This is a genomic window from Haloarchaeobius marinus (assembly GCF_051207415.1).
In the GTDB taxonomy this organism is placed as follows: domain Archaea; phylum Halobacteriota; class Halobacteria; order Halobacteriales; family Natrialbaceae; genus Haloarchaeobius.
Map to the genome: position 1 here is coordinate 368,801 of NZ_JBPKGD010000001.1, position 17,973 is coordinate 386,773.

Consider the following 17,973-nt stretch of genomic DNA (forward strand, 5'->3'; position numbering starts at 1 on the left):
CAGGCGTGAAACGCTTGCGCCTGCGGTTCAGCAGTGAGGTTGCCGGTCGGCGGTGCGCCTGCCGGTCAGTAGTGGGGGTGACCGCCACCGCCTCGCCGGTCCCGGCCGAAGATGAAGTAGAGGATCAACCCGATGAGTGGCCCGGCGAAGAAGAGTATCAGAGCCCAGAGCGCGGGACTGTGCGAACTGTTCGTGTGTGCATCCTGATACACCCAGACGATGGGGACGACGAGGATGACGAGGGCGAACAACAGGGCGAACACCGCGACGATTGCTTCTCCTGCCATCGTGCCGACAAGCGCCGTCGAACGTATAAGTTTTCTGTTCTGTCTACCGGCGCGTCGGACGGGTCACTCGCGCCCGTCCGTGGGCGTCGCCCGCCGGCCGTCCCACCGGACCTGCCCCTCGACGGCCAGTTTCTCGAGGTGCGCCTCGACGGTGACGGTAGCGAGGTCGCGGACGCCGGTCAGGTCCTTGTCGTAGGCGGCGTCGACGACAGCGTCGAGGGTCTCGTGGCCGTCCTCGACGGCCGACAGGACGCTGGACTCGCGGTCGAGGCGGTGCCGGAGCAGGCGCGCGCAGGTCGCGCAGGGGTCGTCCACGACGGGACCGTGTCCGGGGAAGAGTCGGGACGGGTCCCTGGCGTGGACGCGACGGAGACTCGTGAGGTAGGCCCGGAGGTCGCCCTCGGGTGCCCCGACGACGACGCTCCCCGACGCGACGGCGAGGTCGCCACAGACGACGCCGTCGGGCGTCTCGAACGCGACGTGGTCCGGGGCGTGCCCCGGCGTGTCGCGAACGGCGACGTCGACGCCCGGGAGAGCGGTCCCGTCCCGGAACGTTCGGTCGGGAGCGACGCCGGTCGCGGCGGCGAACCGGTCCTCGCGGCCGTAGCGCGCCCAGACCGTCGCGCCGGTCTCCTCGGCGTAGGACGCGACCGCACCGACGTGGTCGGGGTGGGTGTGGGTGACGACGACGTGACGGACCGACCGGTCGGCGACGGCGGCGTCGAGTTCGTCGGTCCGCGCGGCCGGGTCGACGAGGACGGCTGGGTCGTCGCCGAGGAGGTAGGCGTTCGTCTGACCGGTCGGTGCGCGCGTGGCGACTGGGACGGAGATGCGAGTGACGGCGCTCACGGTCTCACACTATGGCCGGAGCGACAAAAGTCGAGTCGGTGGCTGGTCGACCCCTCGCCGTCAGCAGTTCAGGAAGTAGACCTGCTTCCGGGCGTCCTGGAAGCTGTAGCGCGAGTTCACGAGGCCCGCGTCCTCGAGGCGGTTGAGCGCGTACCGGACCGTGCGGTCGGGGAGCAGCGACTCCTCGGCGAGCTGGCCCTGCGAGAGGGGCGAGTCGGTCTCGAGGACCTTCGAGACGAGTTTCGCGCTTGGCGGGAGTTCGCGGAGGCGCTCGCGGTACTCCGCGTCTGAGAGGGTGTCTTCGGCATCGTCCGGGTTGTCGTCCGCGGTACTCATGCTCATACGTAGCCTCACCCACGACCCAGTGTTAAGGGTTGGCTATATGGTGTTCGGTATAGATGAGATAATATTAAGTGTATATATACCACGGGTGGCCGTGACACAATCGTTTTCGGACGCCCGGGCGTACTGCCCCCATGGACGAAGTCCCCGAGTCCCACCGAGACCTGTTCGAGAAGCGGACCTTCGCACACTTCGCGACGCTGATGCCGGACGGGACGCCACACGTCACGCCCGTCTGGGTCGACTACGACGAGGAGACCGGTCACCTGCTCGTCAACACTGCCCGTGGGCGGGTGAAGGAACGGAACGTCTCGCGCGACCCGAAGGTCGGCATCGAACTGTCGGACCCCGACGACCCCTACAGGTTCCTCTCGGTCCGCGGCCGGGTCGACGCGGTCACGACGGAGGGCGCGATAGAACACATCCACGAGATGGCGAAGCGGTACATGGGCGTCGACGAGTACCCGAACCTCGGCGACGAGGAGGGAGAACGGGTCGTCGTCCGCATCAGGCCGGACCACGTCGTGGCGGCCTGACGGCGCCGGCCCCGGTTACTCCGTCTCGCCCCGCCACTCGGGCGCGCTGGGGTCCCGGTACTGGCCGAGGACGCAGTTGCACTTCGGGCAGTGGACGACGGTCCGGGTCTCGCGGACGTGCCTGACGAGTTCGTCCGCCGGAACCTCGAGTCCGCAGTGCCTGCAGGTCGGCATACCGTGTCGTACGGTAACGTGGGTCAATAGCGTTGTGCTGACGAGACGACTCCAATACCGTTTTATCCCACCGAGGGAGTAGCAACGCACAGTGTGAAGGGCCAGGAGTGGTACCAGACCGCCGAAGTCGCCGAGGAGTACGAGGAAAAGCGTTTCTCTCGCGGCGGTCGACTCATCGACCGCCGAGAGAAGCAGGCCGTCCTCGACGCCCTCGGCCCGGTCGACGGAAAGGACGTGCTCGAGATCGCCTGCGGAACCGGCCGGTTCACGGTCATGTTGGCCGAGCGTGGTGCCGACATCGTCGGACTGGACATCTCCGCAGAGATGCTTCAGCAGGGTCGGAAGAAGGCCCGTGCTGCGGGCGTCGAGGACCACCTGGAGTTCATGCGCGGTGACGCCGCGCGACTCCCGTTCCCCGACGACCACTTCGACGCGGTGGTGGCGATGCGCTTCTTCCACCTCGCGGACACGCCGGCGTCGTTCCTCTCGGAGATGCGTCGCGTCTCGAAGGACCAGGTGTTCTTCGACACGTTCAACCGGTTCTCGACGCGGAGCATCTACAACTGGGCGCTCCCCATGGGTTCGCGGCTCTACTCCCGGTCGGAGGTCGAATCGCTCCTCGGGCAGGCCGGCCTCCGCCTCGCCGGCGACGAACACGACTTCGTGCTCCCGTACGGCTTCTACCGCCAGATTCCGGGGACCATGGCCGGTACCCTTCGGTCTATCGACACGAAGATCGTCCGAAGTCCGGGGCTAGACGGGCTCGCGTCGGTTTCTTACTGGAATGCGAAGGTAGAATAGAATACAGGTTACGTCGCCGTCACACCTGTTTTTAACTACCAGAACGATATGAGGGGAGTATGGACCTCTCGGTGGTCGTCCCGACCCTGAACGGGCGGGAGGAACTTCACACCTCGCTCGACGCGCTGGCGGCGGTCGCCCCGTCGGCGGAGGTGATTGTCGTCAACGGCCCGTCTTCGGACGGAACGACCGGTATGGTCCGGGACAGGGCGGACGTCGACGTGCTCGTCGAGATCAGCGAGCGCAACGTCAACGTCGCACGGAACGCGGGCGCCGAAGTCGCGACCGGCGACGTCGTCGCGTTCGTCAGTTACGACCTCGCAGTCGAGGAGTCGTGGTTCAACGCCGTCGCCACGGCGTTCGACGACGGGGCCGACGTCGTCACCGGGCCGACCCACCGGACCGTGCCCGCGGGCATGACGACCGAAGAGAAGGAGACGCGGACCATCGCCGGCCGCTCGGTCACGTACTTCAACGGCGGCAACGTCGCACTGCGTCGGCGCGTGCTGGACTCCCTCGACGGGTTCGACGAGTTCCTGCAGACCGGCGGCGCGCGCGACGCGTCACATCGCCTCGCCGCGATGCAGTACGACGTCACCTGGAACGGCGAGATGTGCGTCCGCGGCGAGTACGAGACCGACGGCGGTCGGGCGCCCGAGGACTGGGCGTGGAAGTACCGGTCGCTGGCGTACCGACTGGTCAAGAACTACGGCGTCCGACCGACGGTCGCCCGTCGAACGCTCTTCGACGCGCTCTCCGACGGGACGAGTTCGCTCCGCGACGTCCTGTCGGGCGCCCGGAAGCCGTCGTCGTGGCTCGGGAGCGGTCGCTCGGTGGCGAAGGGCATGGTGCTCGGCGTGAAAGACGGCATCACCGCCCGCACCGAAGACAGGACGTTGCGCAGGAATCCGAACGGCATCTCGACGCGCGAGGACCGGGCCGTCTGCCGGTACGAACTCGGCCAGTGAACCGCCTCGGGGTCGAGCCCCGAGGCTTCCCGTAGTTTAGTCGGACACTCCCACGTGACCATCGGCCTGATAGCCTCGAACGGTCGGGTGGGTCACGGTCGGGGCGTCCACGGCCACCGATGCCTGCCGTCGCACCGTCCGCACTTGGGGAAGGCTGTTGAGAGCAGGCACATTCCAATCGAGGTTCTTGATGCCTTTCACGGCGATATTGACGCTTGCACCACGGTCGCTGTGGTCTTGATGGGAACACGACCGACATTTGAACCGCTTCTTGGTGCGGTTCGCACGCTCCGTATGTCCACACATCGGACACCGTTGGCTCGTGTACGCAGGGTCAATCCACGCGGTCGGGATGCCCCCGAACGACGCCTTGTACGACGTATAGAACTGAAGAGCGCGGAACGGGAGATGGTGCAAGCGCCGATTCATCCGCGTACCGTAGTCGATACTGTCGCGCATCTCGTTGAGGTCTTCAAAGACGATGCACGGCTTCTCGAACTGACGGCTCCACTCCACGATGTGCCGACTCACCTTGTGGAGTCGGTCGCGGATAAACCGTTCTTCGCGCCCTTCGAGCGTGTCGTGGATGCTGTCCTTCCCCGCGTTCTGCACGCGCTTTCGCATCGTGAAGTAACGGTGGCGCTCGAACTTGATTTCGGGGAAGTCGATAACCAACGTGTCCTCGACACCGTTCTCGGACAGAGCGGTGAGAGCCACGTTGTCCTCGTTCACATCCACACCGACGACCGTCCGTGAGTCGTGCTTGTCTCGAACGGTCTGTTCGGTGTTTGTGACGTTGACGTGCAACTCAGGGTTCTCGTTGTGGAACAGGGATTCTGCTGTCCCAATCTTCCACTCGTCGCTTGTGAGAGCAGTCTTGAGAATGTCGAGGTGGGCGTCACTCCCTTTGAGAACTCCCTTGACGTGCTTGTACGGCTTCGCGCTGATACGGAACGCCACGTCACCGTCGTCGGTGAGCGACAGGTTGTACCCCTCCTCGTAGTTCGCACGAAGCGGGTACGCGCCGTCCTTGGTGTGACTCGGCTGGCCGAAGTCTTCGTACTCGTAGTAGTTCTCCATCGCTCCGAGAGCCTTGGCGACGACGCGCTGAATCGTGTTCTTCACGAGGGTGGCGTCGTCGGCCACGCGGTCGGGAATCGTATTCCAGTCCACACCTTCTTTGGCGAGTCGGATGGTTTCGTTGTACACCGAGCGGGCTTCGAGCGTGGCGTTGTACAGCAGACTCTCGTTGTCACTCTGGATGTCGAGTTGGAGGTCCAGCGTCTTGACGAGAGCCTGTGAGTCGGTCATTCTTCGGATTCGGTGAGCCAGTCGTTGACGAGTCCGCGCACTACGTCGGACTTGGTTTCGTCAACCTCGATGCATTTCTTCGAGAACTCCTTGTACACGTCGTCCTCGAAGTCCACGGACAGTCGTTTTGTCATCGCACATCCTTACTTAGATACTGAAATACTTAATTGTTGCCCACGTACTGTCTGTATGGGCGAGAAGCGGTCGAACCACACGGTGTACAACGTCACCTACCACTTCGTGTGGTGTCCGAAGTACCGCCAGGCGATTCTCGAACCAATCGAGGACTCGCTGGAAGAGAGTTTCCGCGACGTATGCGAGAAGTACGGCTACGAGATACTGTCGTTGCACACCTCTCCCGACCACGTACATCTGTTTCTCTCCGCCCATCCGAAGCACGCACCGGGCGAAATTGTGCGGACCGTCAAGAGTATCACGGCACGAGATGTGGGAACAGCACGAGCCGTACTTGGAGGAATATCTGTGGGGCGGTGGGCTCTGGGAAGAGTCATACTACGTCGGGACGGCAGGCGACGTTTCGACCGACACGATTGAACAATATATTGAACGAACGGAACACGTTTAGCGGAGCGCACGGCCTTCACCCTCGGAGTCAAGCCCCGAGGCACTCGGCCTGCTCCGTCTGTAGATTCTCAGTAGATCCGTTCAGGCGAGAGTTCCTGGATGACGCGACAGGCGTTCTTCGAGAAGGCACGGCGGAGCATGTCCTCCGAGAGGTCGAGCGTCAGCACCTCCATCACGCCCACGTTCGGGTGGACGTCGGGCGCGCCCGACCCGAACAGGACGCGGTCGGGGTGTTCGAGGAGCGCCCGCTCCATCGGTTCGCGGAACTGGACGAAACTCGTGTCGACGTACATCCGGTCGTACTCGTCGAGCATGTCGATGGTCCGGTCGGTCGTCTCCGGGTCGAGCGGGTACCCCCCGAAGTGTGCGACGATGACGGGGAACCCCCGACCGAGGATGGTCCGTTCGGCCATCTCCGGCGTGAACTCCCGGCCACCCCGGACGAGGACCGGAAGCCCGACGTCCGCGAGTGCGTCGACGACGGCGTCGCCCGGGAGGCCGTCGGCCAGCGGGTCGAGGACGAACCCGTAGAACCGGTCGTCGTAGGCGTACTGTTCGACGTCGGCCGGTTCCGTGTGGTACTCCTCGCGGAAGGACGCGATGTTCCGGAGCCGTGCCGTCCTGCTCGTGCCCGGGTCCCGCGGGCCGGAGAGCCGTGCGAACGCGACGAACGGCCGTCCGACGCTGTGACGCGCAACCGCGTTGTTGGCGGTGAGGTAGCCACCCTCGTCGGCACGCGGCGGTGGGGACACGACCGAACGGACGACCCCGGCCTGACGCATCTCCCGCTCTACGTCCTCCGGGGAGACGGCGCGGCCGCGCGTCGTCTCGTACTCGACTGTGTCGAGCTGGACGTGCACGTCGACGACGCGAAACCGGTGTTCCAGTTCCAGCATCGGGTGCCCGTTGATTCGCCTCCTATTTCGAGATACCGGTCCCACCACACCGTCCCGGTGACCGGGACGCCCTGCCCGGAGTCCCCGGGTCGGACACGTGCCCGTCCTGCCCCCGTCGTCCGAGAGACCGGCCACGCCCGAGCGAATCGCAAGCAAGCGACGGTGTGGCAAAGCAATTATTATATAGAACTGGAAACAATCTATACGGGAGGTTTCACAGCATGGCATCATCCAACTTCGGACAGCGCGGCATGGGTTCCCGACCGATGTTCATCCTCTCCGAGGACACGCAGCGCACACAGGGCAGCGACGCACAGTCCTCGAACATATCGGCCGGCAAGGCGGTCGCAGAGGCGGTACGGACGACGCTCGGGCCGCGTGGCATGGACAAGATGCTCGTCGACTCGACGGGCGACGTCGTCATCACGAACGACGGCGCGACCATCCTGACCGAGATGGACATCGAACACCCCGCGGCACAGATGCTCGTCGAGGTGGCAGAGACACAGGAGGACGCCGTCGGCGACGGCACGACGACGGCGGCCGTCCTCGCCGGGCACCTGCTCGCACGTGCGGAGGACATGCTCGAAAACGACGTCCACCCGACCACCATCGTCGAGGGCTACCACGAGGCGGCGGCCATCGCGCTCGACGCCATCGACGACGCCGTCCTCGACGTCGCGGTCGACGACGAGACGCTCGGACAGGTCGCCGAGTCCAGCATGACCGGCAAGGGAACCGGCGGGCTCACCGCCGACCAGCTGGCCCAGACGGTCGTCTCGGCCATCCGGCACGTCGAGACCGAGGCCGGCGTCGTGAACCGCGACGACGTCCGCATCTTCACGAAGGTCGGCGCGTCCTCGAACGCGACCGAACTGGTCGAGGGCATCGTCATCGACGAGGAACCGGTCCACGACGAGATGCCTCGCCACGTCACGGACGCCGACATCCTCGTCCTCGACATGGAACTCGACGTCCGCACCGCCGACGTCTCCGCCGAGTATCGCATCGACTCCGTCGAGCAACTGACCGCCGCGATGGACGCCGAGGAGGAGGAACTCCGGGGCTACGCGAAGACGCTCGCCGACGCCGACGTGGACGTGGTGTTCGCCACCGACGACATCGACGGGCGGGTCGCCGCCATGCTCGCCGACGAGGGCATCCTCGCCTTCGACGGCCTCTCCGACAGCGACGCCCGCGCCATCGCCACCGCGACCGGTGCGCGTCGCGCAGGCGCGCTCGACGACCTGGAGGACGACGACTTCGGCTTCGCCGAGCACGTCGACGTCCGCCGCGTCGGCGACGAAGAACTCACCTTCGTCGAGGGCGGTGCGGCCGCCGAGGCCGTCACCGTCTTCGTCCGTGGCGGCACCGAACACGTGGTCGACGAACTCGAACGCGCGCTCGAGGACGCACTCGACGTCGTGACCGTCGCCGTCGAATCCGGGGAGGTCGTCCCCGGCGCCGGCGCGACAGAGATCGCCATCGCCGACGCGGTCCGCGACGCCGCGTCCGGCATCGAGGGCCGCAAGCAACTCGCCGTCGAGGCGTTCGCGGACGCCGTCGACGTCATCCCGCGCACGCTGGCCGAGAACACCGGCATGGACCCCATCGACGTGCTCGTTTCCCTGCGGTCGCGCTACGAGGACGGCGAGACCGTCGGTGTCATCAGCGAGGGCGAGACCGGGACCGTCGACGACCCCCTCACCTACGGCGTGGTCGACCCCGCCGACGTCAAGCGAGAGGCCGTCGAGTCCGCGACCGAGGCCGCGACGATGATCCTCCGCATCGACGACATCATCGCCGCGGACTGAGACCCGCCGGTCGACTGCTTCCACTTCTTCATGAGAGACCACGCGCGGAGCCAGGGGGCCGGACGGCGCACCGGTCAGGCGACGCTCGGAATCGACCAGTTCCAGCGCATCGCCGCCAGCCTGAGCGCGAGCAACACGTCCGTCTCGGACGTGAGCGCCGAGGGGACGCGACCGACGAGCAGGTCGCGGGTGATGCCGCCGCCCAGCGCCGTCACCACGCCGAGGACCGTCACGCCGAGGTAGTCGAGGTCGCTGTCGACGCCCTTCGACGCGCCGGCGACGCCGAACGCGACGGTCCCGACGGCGTTCATCGCCGCGAAGGGCGTCAGCATCGACGTATCACGACCGCGTCTCCCGGGTCCAGTCCGAACGCCGCGTCGCCCCGTCCGCGGTTCACGTCGCACTCGACGTAGCCGTGGCTTCCGACGGTGACGAGACGGTCGCCCTCGGCCACTGCCGCGAACGTCTCGCCGACGGGGACGCGCTCGCCGTCGACGGTCACCTCGTCCACCCCGTCGAGGAACGCACCGGGCACGTTCGTGACGACGTTCCCGAAGTCGTCGACGACCAGCACCTCGCCCTCGGCCGCCCCGTCCGTCACCGACGCCTCGGGGAGCGAACAGTCGACGAGCGAGGCGGCGTCGGTCGGTTCCAGTCGGTCGAGGCCGGCGAGCGCGTCGACGCCAGCCTCGTGGACGCGTGCCGCCGCCGGGGCGAACACGTCCCGGCCGTGGAACGTGCTGGAGGCGGCGTCCTCGTCGTCGACGACGAACGCCGCGACCGGGGGTGCGTCGGCGACGTCGCCGGCCGCACCGAGGTCGGTACCGGGGTCGACCCCGGCCAGTCGACGCGCGACCGGGAGCGCGACGCCGTTGTCCGGTGCGACCAGGGCGTGTTCGCCGACGCGGACGACGACGGCGTCGCGGTCCGTGCCGACGCCGGGGTCGACGACCGCGCAGTGGACGGCCGGTGGGAAGTACGGGAGCACCTCCCGGAGCCAGAAGGCGGCCGCTCGCACGTCGTGACGGGGGAGGTCGTGGGCCACGTCGACGATTCGGGCGTCGCTCCGGGCGAGTATCACGCCCCGCATCGCCGCCGGGTACGGCGACCCGAAGTCAGAGGCCAGCGTTATCATCGTGGTGTTCCACCTCCGGGGGCTCAGACGCTGCCGTTGGAGTCGCTGTCGGCGACCATCTGGATGCGTTCGACACCGTCGATCTCCCGGATGACCTCGACGCAGGCGTCCGGCACCAGCGCCTCCCAGTCCTCGCCCGCTATCATGCGCTCGCGGACCTCCGTCCCCTCCAGCACCTCGCGGTTGAACATCGGCGACTGCCGGACCTCGATGCCTGCCTCCTCGAAGAGGCGGATGACCAGCGGGTTGTTGGAGTAGGCCACGTCGAAGGACGGGGACATGCTCTGGACGTGACTCACCCAGACGGAGTTGCGGTCGAGGTCCTCGATGGGGACGGCGTAGGTGACCAGGTCGTAGTCGACGAGCGACTTCGTTATCATCATGATGCGCTCGCCGGCGGTGAAGGGGTCGTGACTGGTGTGGGAGTTGCCAGCGCTACCGATGCCCAGGACGAGTTCGTCCACCTCCTCGGCGATGGTCTCGACCATGCTGTGATGGCCGTCGTGGTAGGGCTGGAACCGACCGATGTAGAATCCCCGAACCATGCGAAAGCCGTCGGGCCAGTCGCGTATAAGGGTGGCTAATCCGGCGACGCCCCGGATACCGCCGGAAGGCGCCGGGGTTATCCCGGCATCGCCTGGACGTCTCGTGCGCAAACGGGGGGAAAGTATATCACACGGAATCCGCTAGAAGTGACGAGAGAACTATCATGGAGGAGAAACGTTGAACCCCGCGAATTCGCGCCCTCAGAGAGTGCGGGGACCGAAAAAGTATATCAGTGCGAGACACCAGAATTCAGGTAGCAAACCGTTCTATGAGCAACGACAGTGATACCAACGACGGAAGCCCCCCGCCGGTCGAGGAGACCGTCGAGGACGGGGATTCCGAGTCGAACGAGTCGGTGATTCCGGACGTGCCGCACGACGAGCACCCGGACCCGACCGTCATCGACGGGCCCTCCGGACCGGACGACGCCGACGACGACGCGTCGGGCGGTGGCGACATCGAACGCCTGGGGAGCGACGTCGAGGTCGACATCGGTGCCGAGATAGACGAGGACGTCGCCGAAGACGACCTCCTCGGTGGCCTGATGATCGAGTCGACCGAGGAGATAGAGGTCCCCGACCGCCTCGTCGACCAGGTCATCGGACAGGACGACGCCCGCGACATCGTCAAGAAGGCGGCCAAACAGCGCCGTCACGTGATGATGATCGGCTCCCCGGGGACCGGGAAGTCGATGCTGGCGAAGGCGATGTCGCAACTCCTCCCCCAGGAGGACCTCCAGGACATCCTCGTCTACCACAACCCCGACGACGGGAACGAACCGAAGGTCCGGACCGTCCCCGCCGGCAAGGGCGACCAGATAATCGAGGCGTACAAGGACGAGGCCCGGAAGCGCAACCAGATGCGCTCGTTCCTGATGCTCATCATCATGGCCGTGGTCCTCGTGTACGCGGTCGTCACCCGCAGTCTCCTGCTCGGCATCCTCGCGGCCGGTATCGTCTACATCGCGTTCCGCTACTCCGGCCGGTCGACCGACTCGATGATTCCGAACCTCATCGTGAACAACTCCGACCAGCAGACCGCGCCGTTCGAGGACGCGACGGGCGCACACGCCGGCGCACTGCTCGGCGACGTCCGCCACGACCCGTTCCAGTCCGGCGGCATGGAGACGCCGAGCCACGACCGCGTCGAACCCGGCGCCATCCACAAGGCCAACAAGGGCGTGCTGTTCATCGACGAGATAAACACGCTCGACATCCGCAGTCAGCAGAAGCTGATGACGGCCATCCAGGAGGGCGAGTTCGGCATCACCGGCCAGTCCGAGCGCTCCTCGGGCGCGATGGTCCAGACCGAACCGGTCCCCTGTGACTTCATCATGGTCGCGGCCGGGAACCTCGACGCGATGGAGAACATGCACCCCGCGCTCCGCAGCCGTATCAAGGGCTACGGGTACGAGGTGTACATGGACGACACCATCGAGGACACCCCCGAGATGCGCCGGAAGTACGCCCGGTTCATCGCACAGGAGGTCGACAAGGACGGCCGCCTGCCCCACTTCACGCGGGACGCCGTCGAGGAGGTCATCCTCGAGGCCCGCCGCCGTGCGGGTCGCAAGGGTCACCTCACCCTCGAACTGCGCAACCTCGGTGGGCTGGTCCGCGTCTCGGGCGACATCGCCCGCGCCGAGGACAAGGAGTACACCACCCGCGAGGACGTCCTGCGCGCCAAGCGCCGCAGCCGCTCCATCGAACAGCAGCTCGCGGACGACTACATCGAGCGCCGCAAGGACTACGAGCTGACCGTCGCCAGCGGCGACGTCGTCGGCCGCGTCAACGGCCTCGCGGTCATGGGCGAGGACTCCGGTATCGTCCTGCCCGTCATGGCCGAGGTCGCACCCTCGCAAGGTCCTGGCCAGGTCATCGCCACCGGGAAGCTTCAGGAGATGGCCGAGGAGGCCGTGCAGAACGTCTCCGCCATCATCAAGAAGTTCTCGGACGAGGACATCTCCGAGAAGGACATCCACATCCAGTTCGTCCAGGCCGGCCAGCAGGGCGTCGACGGCGACTCCGCGTCCATCACGGTCGCGACCGCCGTCATCAGCGCGCTGGAGGACATCCCCGTCGACCAGAGCATGGCCATGACCGGCTCGCTGTCGGTCCGCGGCGACGTGCTCCCCGTCGGGGGCGTGACCCACAAGATAGAGGCGGCCGCGAAGGCCGGGCTCGAACGGGTCATCATCCCGAAGGCCAACGAGCAGGACGTGATGATCGAGGACGAGTACAAGGAGCAGATCGAGATAATCCCGGTCAGCCACATCAGCGAGGTGCTGGACGTGGCGCTCGCCGGCGAACCCGAGAAGGACTCGCTGGTCGACCGCCTCAAGTCCATCACCGGCTCCGCACTGGAGCACAACGTCGGCCGCGGCGGCGGTTCACCCAGCCCGCAGTAGATGCCGACACCGGCGACGCCGCCCGTCGGGTCGCCGCTTTCTCCCGTTCTTCTCGCCCCCGGAGCCGCAGGCTCGGCGTCGTTCGACGCCACCGCCTTCGCGGGCGTCCTCGTCGTCGTCACCGGCCTGCTCCTCCTGCTGTCACACGCGACCACGCAGTCGGTCCAGCCCCCGCCTGCAGCGGAACGAACTGCCGGTCTGTGGGAGGACGAAGGGTCCGACGCTCACGAGGGGAGTCAGCGAGGGTCGCCGGCGACGCCCGGGGCGGACGGGTCCGAAACGGAACCCGTCGACCAGTCCTCCGACCCCCTGGAGTCGATGAGCCCGGGGCTCTTGCTGGCTAACGTCGCGGTCACGCAGGGCGGCTTCCTCGTCGTCCTCGTCGGCGCGGCGGTCCTCTCGGACGTGCCGGCGTCGGCGCTCGGACTCTCGCCGGGCGCGTTCGGGCCGACCGCGCTGCTGGCCGGCGCGGTACTCGGCCTGGGACTGTACGTCGCCAACGAACTCGGCGCGGCAGTGGCCGACGGTGCGGGCGTCGAGTACGACGAGCGCCTGCGCACCGTGCTCGCGCCGGACGACGCCCGTGGCTGGGTCGTCCTGCTCCTGCTGGTGCTCCCGCTGGTCGCGGTCTTCGAGGAGTTCCTCTTCCGGGCGGCGTTCGTCGGCGTGCTGGCGGCCGGGTTCGGCCTGTCGCCGTGGCTGCTCGCGGTCGTCTCCTCCGTGCTGTTCGCGGTGGGACACGGCATCCAGGGGCCGGCGGGCGTCGTCGTCACGGGCGGTCTCGGCCTCGTGTTGGCGACAGCGTTCGTGCTGACTGGGAGCCTCGTCACCGTTGTGCTGGCGCACTACCTCGTCAACGTGCTGGAGTTCGTCGTCCACGAGGGATTCGGCGTGGACTGGGCGTAGGACGGGAGCGAACCGAGAACCGGTTGGCCGACCGACTAGAGGCCTTCGAGCGACCGCAGTCTCTGCTCGACGTCCGGTTCGGCGGCGCTCGGGCCGTCGCGCACCCGATGGTCGGGGATGAGCAACGGCGCCGGGTTCGCGTCCAGCGCGGTGCGGACGAGGACGAGGTCGTCCTCGTCCTCGGCGTCGAGCCCCGGCGTCATCCGGGCGAGCTGGGCGACGGTGATGTCCTCGCCGTATGGAACCTGCTCGCGGAGGGTCTCGAGCACCGACCGCTGGTCGGTCGGGAGGGTCAGCGCGACCTGTACGTCGTCGAAGCCCACCGGTTTGACGCCCTCGAGGTAGGACTCGATTCGGTCGAGGACCGGGTGACTCTCGTCCGCGTCGTCGGCCGGTTCTTCCGGGAACGCGACGGAGATGACCCGGTCACTGGCGACGCCGATCTGGACGTACCGGTCGAGGTACGGGGAGCGTCGGGCGAAGATGCCGGCAGCAGCGTCAGCGTCCGCGTTCATACCGGACCCGACGACAGAGACTCCCTTGAAGGTTCGCGTGGTGACCCCGGGGTCCGTCGCCGCCCCCGACGCCCGGACCGACGGTGCCGCCGATGACGCAACACTTATGAACAGATTAGCACATCAATGTACGATGATGAACGCTACTGATGAGCTCGCGCCCGCGGTACGGTCGATACTGACCGCCGCGGCGCGACGGACGCCGCCGGACGAGCGCGTCGACGTGGACGCACAGTCGTTCTCGGGCGCGCTCGCGGCGGCCGACGCCGACGGGCGCGTACCGGTCGTCGCCGAGGTGAAGCCGACGAGTCCGACGACGGAGGGCGAACGAACCGACGACCCGGTCGAACTCGCCGAGGAGATGGTCGCCGGGGGCGCGAGCGCGCTCTCGGTGCTGACGGAACCCGAGCACTTCGGCGGGAGTCCCGAGACCCTCCGCCGCGTGCGCGAGGCCGTCGACGTGCCGGTGCTACGCAAGGACTTCCTGCTGGAACCGGCCCACCTCGACGCAGTCGAGGCCGACGCCGTGTTGCTCATCGTCCGGTTCCTCGACGACGTCGAGGGGATGGTGACCGCCGCGCGAGAGCGCGGGTTCGAACCGCTCGTCGAGGTCCACGACGAGGGCGAACTGGAGACGGCGCTCGAAGCGGGCGCGACGCTCGTCGGCGTGAACAACCGGGACCTCGCCAGCCTCACGGTCGACCTCGGGACGTTCGAGCGCGTCGCGCCGGCTGTCCCGGACGACGTGACGCTCGTCGCCGAGTCCGGCATCTCCACGCCGGCCGAGGCGCGCCGGATGCGCGAGGCGGGTGCCGACGGCCTGCTGGTCGGCAGTGCGGTTATGAAGGGCGAGACCCGAGAGCAGACAGAGGAGCTGGTGAACGCGTGAGCACTGACGACGGCGACGAGACGGCCCGTACAGACGGCGAGGACCGCCCGGGGACGTTCGGGCGGTACGGCGGCCAGTACGTCCCCGAGGCGCTGATGCCGGCCATCCAGGAACTCGATGACGCCTACGAGCGCTACGTGCTGGAGAACGAGGACGGCTTCGTGGACGAGTTCCACCGGCGACTCCGGGACTTCGGCGGCCGGCCGACCCCGCTGCAGCGCGCCGACCGCCTCAGCGAGGCGCTCGACCGGGAGGTGTACCTCAAGCGCGAGGACCTGCTCCACGGCGGCGCGCACAAACTGAACAACGCGCTCGGGCAGGTCCTGCTGGCGACGTACATGGGCAAGGAGCGCATCGTCGCCGAGACGGGCGCGGGCCAGCACGGCACCGCGACGGCGATGGCGGCGGCCCACCTCGACGTGCCCTGCGAGGTGTACATGGGGACCCGCGACATCGCCCGACAGCGCCCCAACGTCTTCCGGATGCGACTCAACGGTGCCGAGGTGAACCCGGTGCGCGCGGGCCGGGGAACCCTCAAGGAGGCCATCAACGAGACGATGCGGGACTGGGCGACGAACGTCGAGGACACCCACTACGTCATCGGCAGCGTCGTCGGCCCGCACCCGTTCCCCGAGATGGTGCGCGAGTTCCAGTCGGTCATCGGCGAGGAGGCGCGCCGACAGGTCCGCGAGCAGGCGGGACAGCTGCCGGACTCGGTCGTCGCCTGCGCCGGCGGCGGGTCGAACACGATGGGCACGTTCCACGCGTTCGTGCCGGACGAGGACGTCGACCTGTTCGCGGTCGAGGCGGGCGGGTCGTCGCTCTCGGTCGACGAGGAGGCTGGCGTCGCGCCCAACTCGGCCTCGCTGTCGACGGGCACCGAGGGCGTCCTGCACGGCGCGCGGACGAAACTCCTCCAGGACAGCGACGGAAACGTCGTCGAGAGCCACAGCGTCTCCTCCGGACTGGACTACGCCGGCGTCGGGCCGGAACTCTCGCACCTGGTCGACGCCGGACGGGTGACGCCCGTCACTGTCGACGACGACGACGCGCTCGCGGCGTTCCACTCGCTCTCCCGGCGCGAGGGTATCATCCCGGCGCTCGAGTCGGCTCACGCCGTCGCGTTCGCCGAGAACGAACCGGAGCGCCTGGGCGACGTGACGGTCGTCAACGTCTCGGGCCGCGGCGACAAGGACCTCGAATCGGTGGTCGAGGAGACCGAGGCCCGGGCGATTCCGAACGCGCCCGACATGGACGTGTTCTCGACCGTGGGCGAACAGTCCACCGACCGCAGTCCGCGTGACGAGGAGGGGGCCCGATGATCGACCTCGCGGCCGCCTTCGAGGAACCGGCGTTCGTGCCGTACCTCTGCGTCGGCGACCCGAGCGTCGAACGCAGTCGCGAGTACGTCGAGGCGCTGGTCCGGGGCGGCGCGGACGTGGTCGAGCTCGGACTCCCCTTCTCGGAACCCATCGCGGAGGGACCGACGATCCAGGCCTCCGTCGTCCGGGCGCTCGAAGCGGGCGTCACCCCGGAGACGTACTTCGAGTTCGTCGAGTCGCTCGACGTGGACGTCCCGCTGGTCTGTATGACCTACTACAATCTGATATACCAGTACGGGGGCGGCGAGGCGGGACGGGCCTCGAGTGCAGAGGGCGAGGCGGGGCCCGCCCCGTTCGTCGAACGGGCGGCCGAGGCCGGCATCTCGGGGTTCGTCGTCCCGGACCTCCCCGCAGAGGAGGCGGGTCCCCTGCGGGCCGCCTGCGACGAGTTCGGCCTCGACCTGGTCTTCATCGTCGCGCCGACTACCGGCGCCGACCGACTCGACCGGATGGTCGAGCGCTCGTCGGGCTACCTCTACGTCCAGGCGAGACTGGGCGTCACGGGAGCGAAATCGGACGTGAGCGGCCAGACGGCCACCTCGCTCGACCGGCTCGGTCGGTACGACATCCCTAAGGCTGTCGGGTTCGGGGTGTCGACTGGTGAACAGGCGGCACGCATCGTCGCGGCCGGGGCGGACGGCGTCATCGTCGGGAGCGCGCTGGTCGACGTCGTCGCCGAGCACGGCGACGCTGGCGGCGACGACGTGCCGGCACGGCTGGAATCGAAAGCGAGAGAACTCAAAGCGGGAGTGCTCGACGGTGCGACACAAGACGTGCCGGAACCGGAAGGGAGATAACCGACGTTTGTCAACGAGTGACATACCATGACGACAGGAACACACGCACGACTCGAACGCATCGGGACAGGAGGGAAATACCTGATAGTCCCGATGGACCACGGCATCACCATGGGCGCCGTACAGGGGCTCAAGGACATCGAATCGACCATCGACGCGGTGACGCGAGGCGGGGCCGACGCGGTCCTGACGCAGAAGGGCATCGCCCCGCGCGTCCACGACAACAAGAACGGGGCGGGGTACATCGTCCACCTGAACGCGTCGACGACCATCGGCCCCGACACGAACGACAAGCGCATGACCGGCACCGTCGAGGAGGCAATCCGGGCCGGAGCCGACGCCGTCTCGTTCCACATCAACGTCGGTAGCGACCACGAACCGGAGCAGATAGAGGACCTCGCGGGCGTCACCGACACGGCCTCGCGCTTCGGCATCCCCGTCCTCGCGATGGCCTACGCCCGGGGGCCGGACGTCGAGGGCGACGACCCAGAGGCGCTCGGCCACGCCGTCAGACTGGCCGAGGAACTCGGCGCCGACGTCGTCAAGACTGGCTACTCCGGCGACGGCGACTCCTTCCGGCACGTCGTCGAGTCGACCCGCCTCCCGGTCGTCATCGCCGGCGGCGCGCGCGGCACGGACCGGGAGACGGTCGAGATGGTCCGGGGCGCGATGGACGGTGGCGCGGCCGGCGTCTCCATGGGGCGCTCAATCTTCCAGCACGAGGACCCCGAGGCCATCACCAGGGCCGTCTCGGCCATCGTCCACGACGACGCGAGCGTCCACGACGCGCTCACCCGCGCCGGGTTCGCCATCGAAGCCTGAACGCTTTTGAC

Annotated in this window: 21 protein-coding genes and 1 pseudogene; 11 read left to right on the forward strand and 11 right to left on the reverse strand. The window is 67.5% G+C overall.

Features of this window, described 5'->3' with window-relative positions; genetic code table 11:
- Positions 1–65 precede the first annotated feature (65 nt).
- The 3 genes from ACSC1W_RS01975 to ACSC1W_RS01985 form a co-directional block, all read right to left on the reverse strand.
- Positions 66–287: a PLDc N-terminal domain-containing protein gene (locus ACSC1W_RS01975; protein WP_435344941.1), complete on the reverse strand. Its 222-nt coding sequence runs from the start codon at positions 285–287 to the stop codon at positions 66–68.
- Positions 288–350: 63 nt separating this feature from the next.
- Positions 351–1,136, reverse strand: a complete 786-nt coding sequence (locus ACSC1W_RS01980) for an MBL fold metallo-hydrolase (RefSeq protein WP_435344943.1) — start codon at positions 1,134–1,136, stop codon at positions 351–353.
- Positions 1,137–1,196: 60 nt separating this feature from the next.
- Positions 1,197–1,478, reverse strand: a complete 282-nt coding sequence (locus ACSC1W_RS01985) for a helix-turn-helix domain-containing protein (protein WP_435344944.1) — start codon at positions 1,476–1,478, stop codon at positions 1,197–1,199.
- Between the two features lie 134 nt (positions 1,479–1,612).
- On the opposite strand from ACSC1W_RS01985, the gene ACSC1W_RS01990 reads away from it, so the two are divergent.
- Entirely contained in the window at positions 1,613–2,014 is a 402-nt protein-coding gene (locus tag ACSC1W_RS01990; protein ID WP_435344946.1) for a PPOX class F420-dependent oxidoreductase, read from the forward strand.
- Between the two features lie 15 nt (positions 2,015–2,029).
- On the opposite strand, the gene ACSC1W_RS01995 is transcribed toward ACSC1W_RS01990, so the two are convergent.
- On the reverse strand, positions 2,030–2,188 hold the full coding sequence (locus ACSC1W_RS01995; protein WP_435344947.1) for a hypothetical protein: 159 nt from the start codon (positions 2,186–2,188) through the stop codon (positions 2,030–2,032).
- Between the two features lie 93 nt (positions 2,189–2,281).
- Between ACSC1W_RS01995 and ACSC1W_RS02000 the strand changes: the two genes are divergently transcribed.
- A complete protein-coding gene (locus ACSC1W_RS02000) occupies positions 2,282–2,989 on the forward strand; it encodes a class I SAM-dependent methyltransferase (RefSeq protein WP_435344949.1) in 708 nt (235 codons plus the stop codon).
- A 59-nt stretch (positions 2,990–3,048) separates the two neighbouring features.
- Complete coding sequence (locus ACSC1W_RS02005; protein WP_435344951.1) at positions 3,049–3,957, forward strand: glycosyltransferase family 2 protein; 909 nt, start codon at positions 3,049–3,051, stop codon at positions 3,955–3,957.
- A gap of 36 nt (positions 3,958–3,993) precedes the next feature.
- On the opposite strand, the gene ACSC1W_RS02010 is transcribed toward ACSC1W_RS02005, so the two are convergent.
- On the reverse strand, positions 3,994–5,268 hold the full coding sequence (locus ACSC1W_RS02010) for an RNA-guided endonuclease TnpB family protein (protein WP_435344953.1): 1,275 nt from the start codon (positions 5,266–5,268) through the stop codon (positions 3,994–3,996).
- Complete coding sequence (locus tag ACSC1W_RS02015; RefSeq protein WP_435344955.1) at positions 5,265–5,402, reverse strand: plasmid partition protein ParG; 138 nt, start codon at positions 5,400–5,402, stop codon at positions 5,265–5,267. The genes ACSC1W_RS02010 and ACSC1W_RS02015 overlap by 4 nt, the downstream gene beginning before the upstream one ends.
- Before the next feature lie 55 nt (positions 5,403–5,457).
- On the opposite strand from ACSC1W_RS02015, the pseudogene tnpA reads away from it, so the two are divergent.
- Positions 5,458–5,854, forward strand: a pseudogene (tnpA, locus tag ACSC1W_RS02020) (IS200/IS605 family transposase).
- 67 nt (positions 5,855–5,921) lie between these two features.
- Here the strand turns inward: tnpA and ACSC1W_RS02025 are convergent.
- Entirely contained in the window at positions 5,922–6,749 is an 828-nt protein-coding gene (locus ACSC1W_RS02025; protein ID WP_435344957.1) for an amidohydrolase family protein, read from the reverse strand.
- 266 nt (positions 6,750–7,015) lie between these two features.
- On the opposite strand from ACSC1W_RS02025, the gene thsA reads away from it, so the two are divergent.
- Positions 7,016–8,563 (forward strand): thermosome subunit alpha, encoded by a 1,548-nt coding sequence (thsA, locus tag ACSC1W_RS02030; protein ID WP_435345993.1) that lies wholly within the window; start codon positions 7,016–7,018, stop codon positions 8,561–8,563.
- Positions 8,564–8,637: 74 nt separating this feature from the next.
- Here the strand turns inward: thsA and ACSC1W_RS02035 are convergent, their stop codons facing one another.
- The 3 genes from ACSC1W_RS02035 to ACSC1W_RS02045 are packed head-to-tail and all read right to left on the reverse strand — an operon-like array spanning position 8,638 to position 10,243.
- Positions 8,638–8,895 (reverse strand): TRIC cation channel family protein, encoded by a 258-nt coding sequence (locus tag ACSC1W_RS02035; RefSeq protein WP_435344959.1) that lies wholly within the window; start codon positions 8,893–8,895, stop codon positions 8,638–8,640.
- Positions 8,889–9,698, reverse strand: a complete 810-nt coding sequence (locus ACSC1W_RS02040) for an SAM hydrolase/SAM-dependent halogenase family protein (protein ID WP_435344961.1) — start codon at positions 9,696–9,698, stop codon at positions 8,889–8,891. Before ACSC1W_RS02040 ends, ACSC1W_RS02035 begins: the two co-directional genes overlap by 7 nt.
- 23 nt (positions 9,699–9,721) lie before the next feature.
- Positions 9,722–10,243, reverse strand: coding sequence for a nicotinamide-nucleotide adenylyltransferase (locus ACSC1W_RS02045; RefSeq protein ID WP_435344963.1), 522 nt, complete (start codon positions 10,241–10,243; stop codon positions 9,722–9,724).
- A gap of 269 nt (positions 10,244–10,512) precedes the next feature.
- Here ACSC1W_RS02045 and lonB point away from each other — a divergent pair, with 269 nt between their 5' ends.
- A complete protein-coding gene (lonB, locus tag ACSC1W_RS02050) occupies positions 10,513–12,651 on the forward strand; it encodes an ATP-dependent protease LonB (protein ID WP_435344965.1) in 2,139 nt (712 codons plus the stop codon).
- Complete coding sequence (locus ACSC1W_RS02055; protein WP_435344966.1) at positions 12,652–13,557, forward strand: CPBP family intramembrane glutamic endopeptidase; 906 nt, start codon at positions 12,652–12,654, stop codon at positions 13,555–13,557.
- Positions 13,558–13,592: 35 nt separating this feature from the next.
- Here the strand turns inward: ACSC1W_RS02055 and ACSC1W_RS02060 are convergent, their stop codons facing one another.
- Positions 13,593–14,072, reverse strand: a complete 480-nt coding sequence (locus tag ACSC1W_RS02060) for a methylated-DNA--[protein]-cysteine S-methyltransferase (RefSeq protein ID WP_435344968.1) — start codon at positions 14,070–14,072, stop codon at positions 13,593–13,595.
- Between the two features lie 136 nt (positions 14,073–14,208).
- Between ACSC1W_RS02060 and trpC the strand changes: the two genes are divergently transcribed.
- From trpC to ACSC1W_RS02080, 4 genes are read left to right on the forward strand one after another with little or no spacing between them, the layout of a single operon-like run.
- Positions 14,209–14,961: an indole-3-glycerol phosphate synthase gene (gene trpC, locus ACSC1W_RS02065; protein ID WP_435345994.1), complete on the forward strand. Its 753-nt coding sequence runs from the start codon at positions 14,209–14,211 to the stop codon at positions 14,959–14,961.
- Entirely contained in the window at positions 14,958–16,283 is a 1,326-nt protein-coding gene (trpB, locus tag ACSC1W_RS02070; protein WP_435344970.1) for a tryptophan synthase subunit beta, read from the forward strand. The genes trpC and trpB overlap by 4 nt, the downstream gene beginning before the upstream one ends.
- Positions 16,283–17,140 carry a tryptophan synthase subunit alpha gene (gene trpA / locus ACSC1W_RS02075; protein ID WP_435345995.1) on the forward strand — a complete coding sequence of 286 codons (858 nt, stop codon included), beginning with the start codon at positions 16,283–16,285 and terminating at the stop codon, positions 17,138–17,140. Before trpB ends, trpA begins: the two co-directional genes overlap by 1 nt.
- Positions 17,141–17,167: 27 nt before the next feature.
- Positions 17,168–17,962, forward strand: coding sequence for a 2-amino-3,7-dideoxy-D-threo-hept-6-ulosonate synthase (locus ACSC1W_RS02080; protein ID WP_435344972.1), 795 nt, complete (start codon positions 17,168–17,170; stop codon positions 17,960–17,962).
- Positions 17,963–17,973 lie beyond the last annotated feature (11 nt).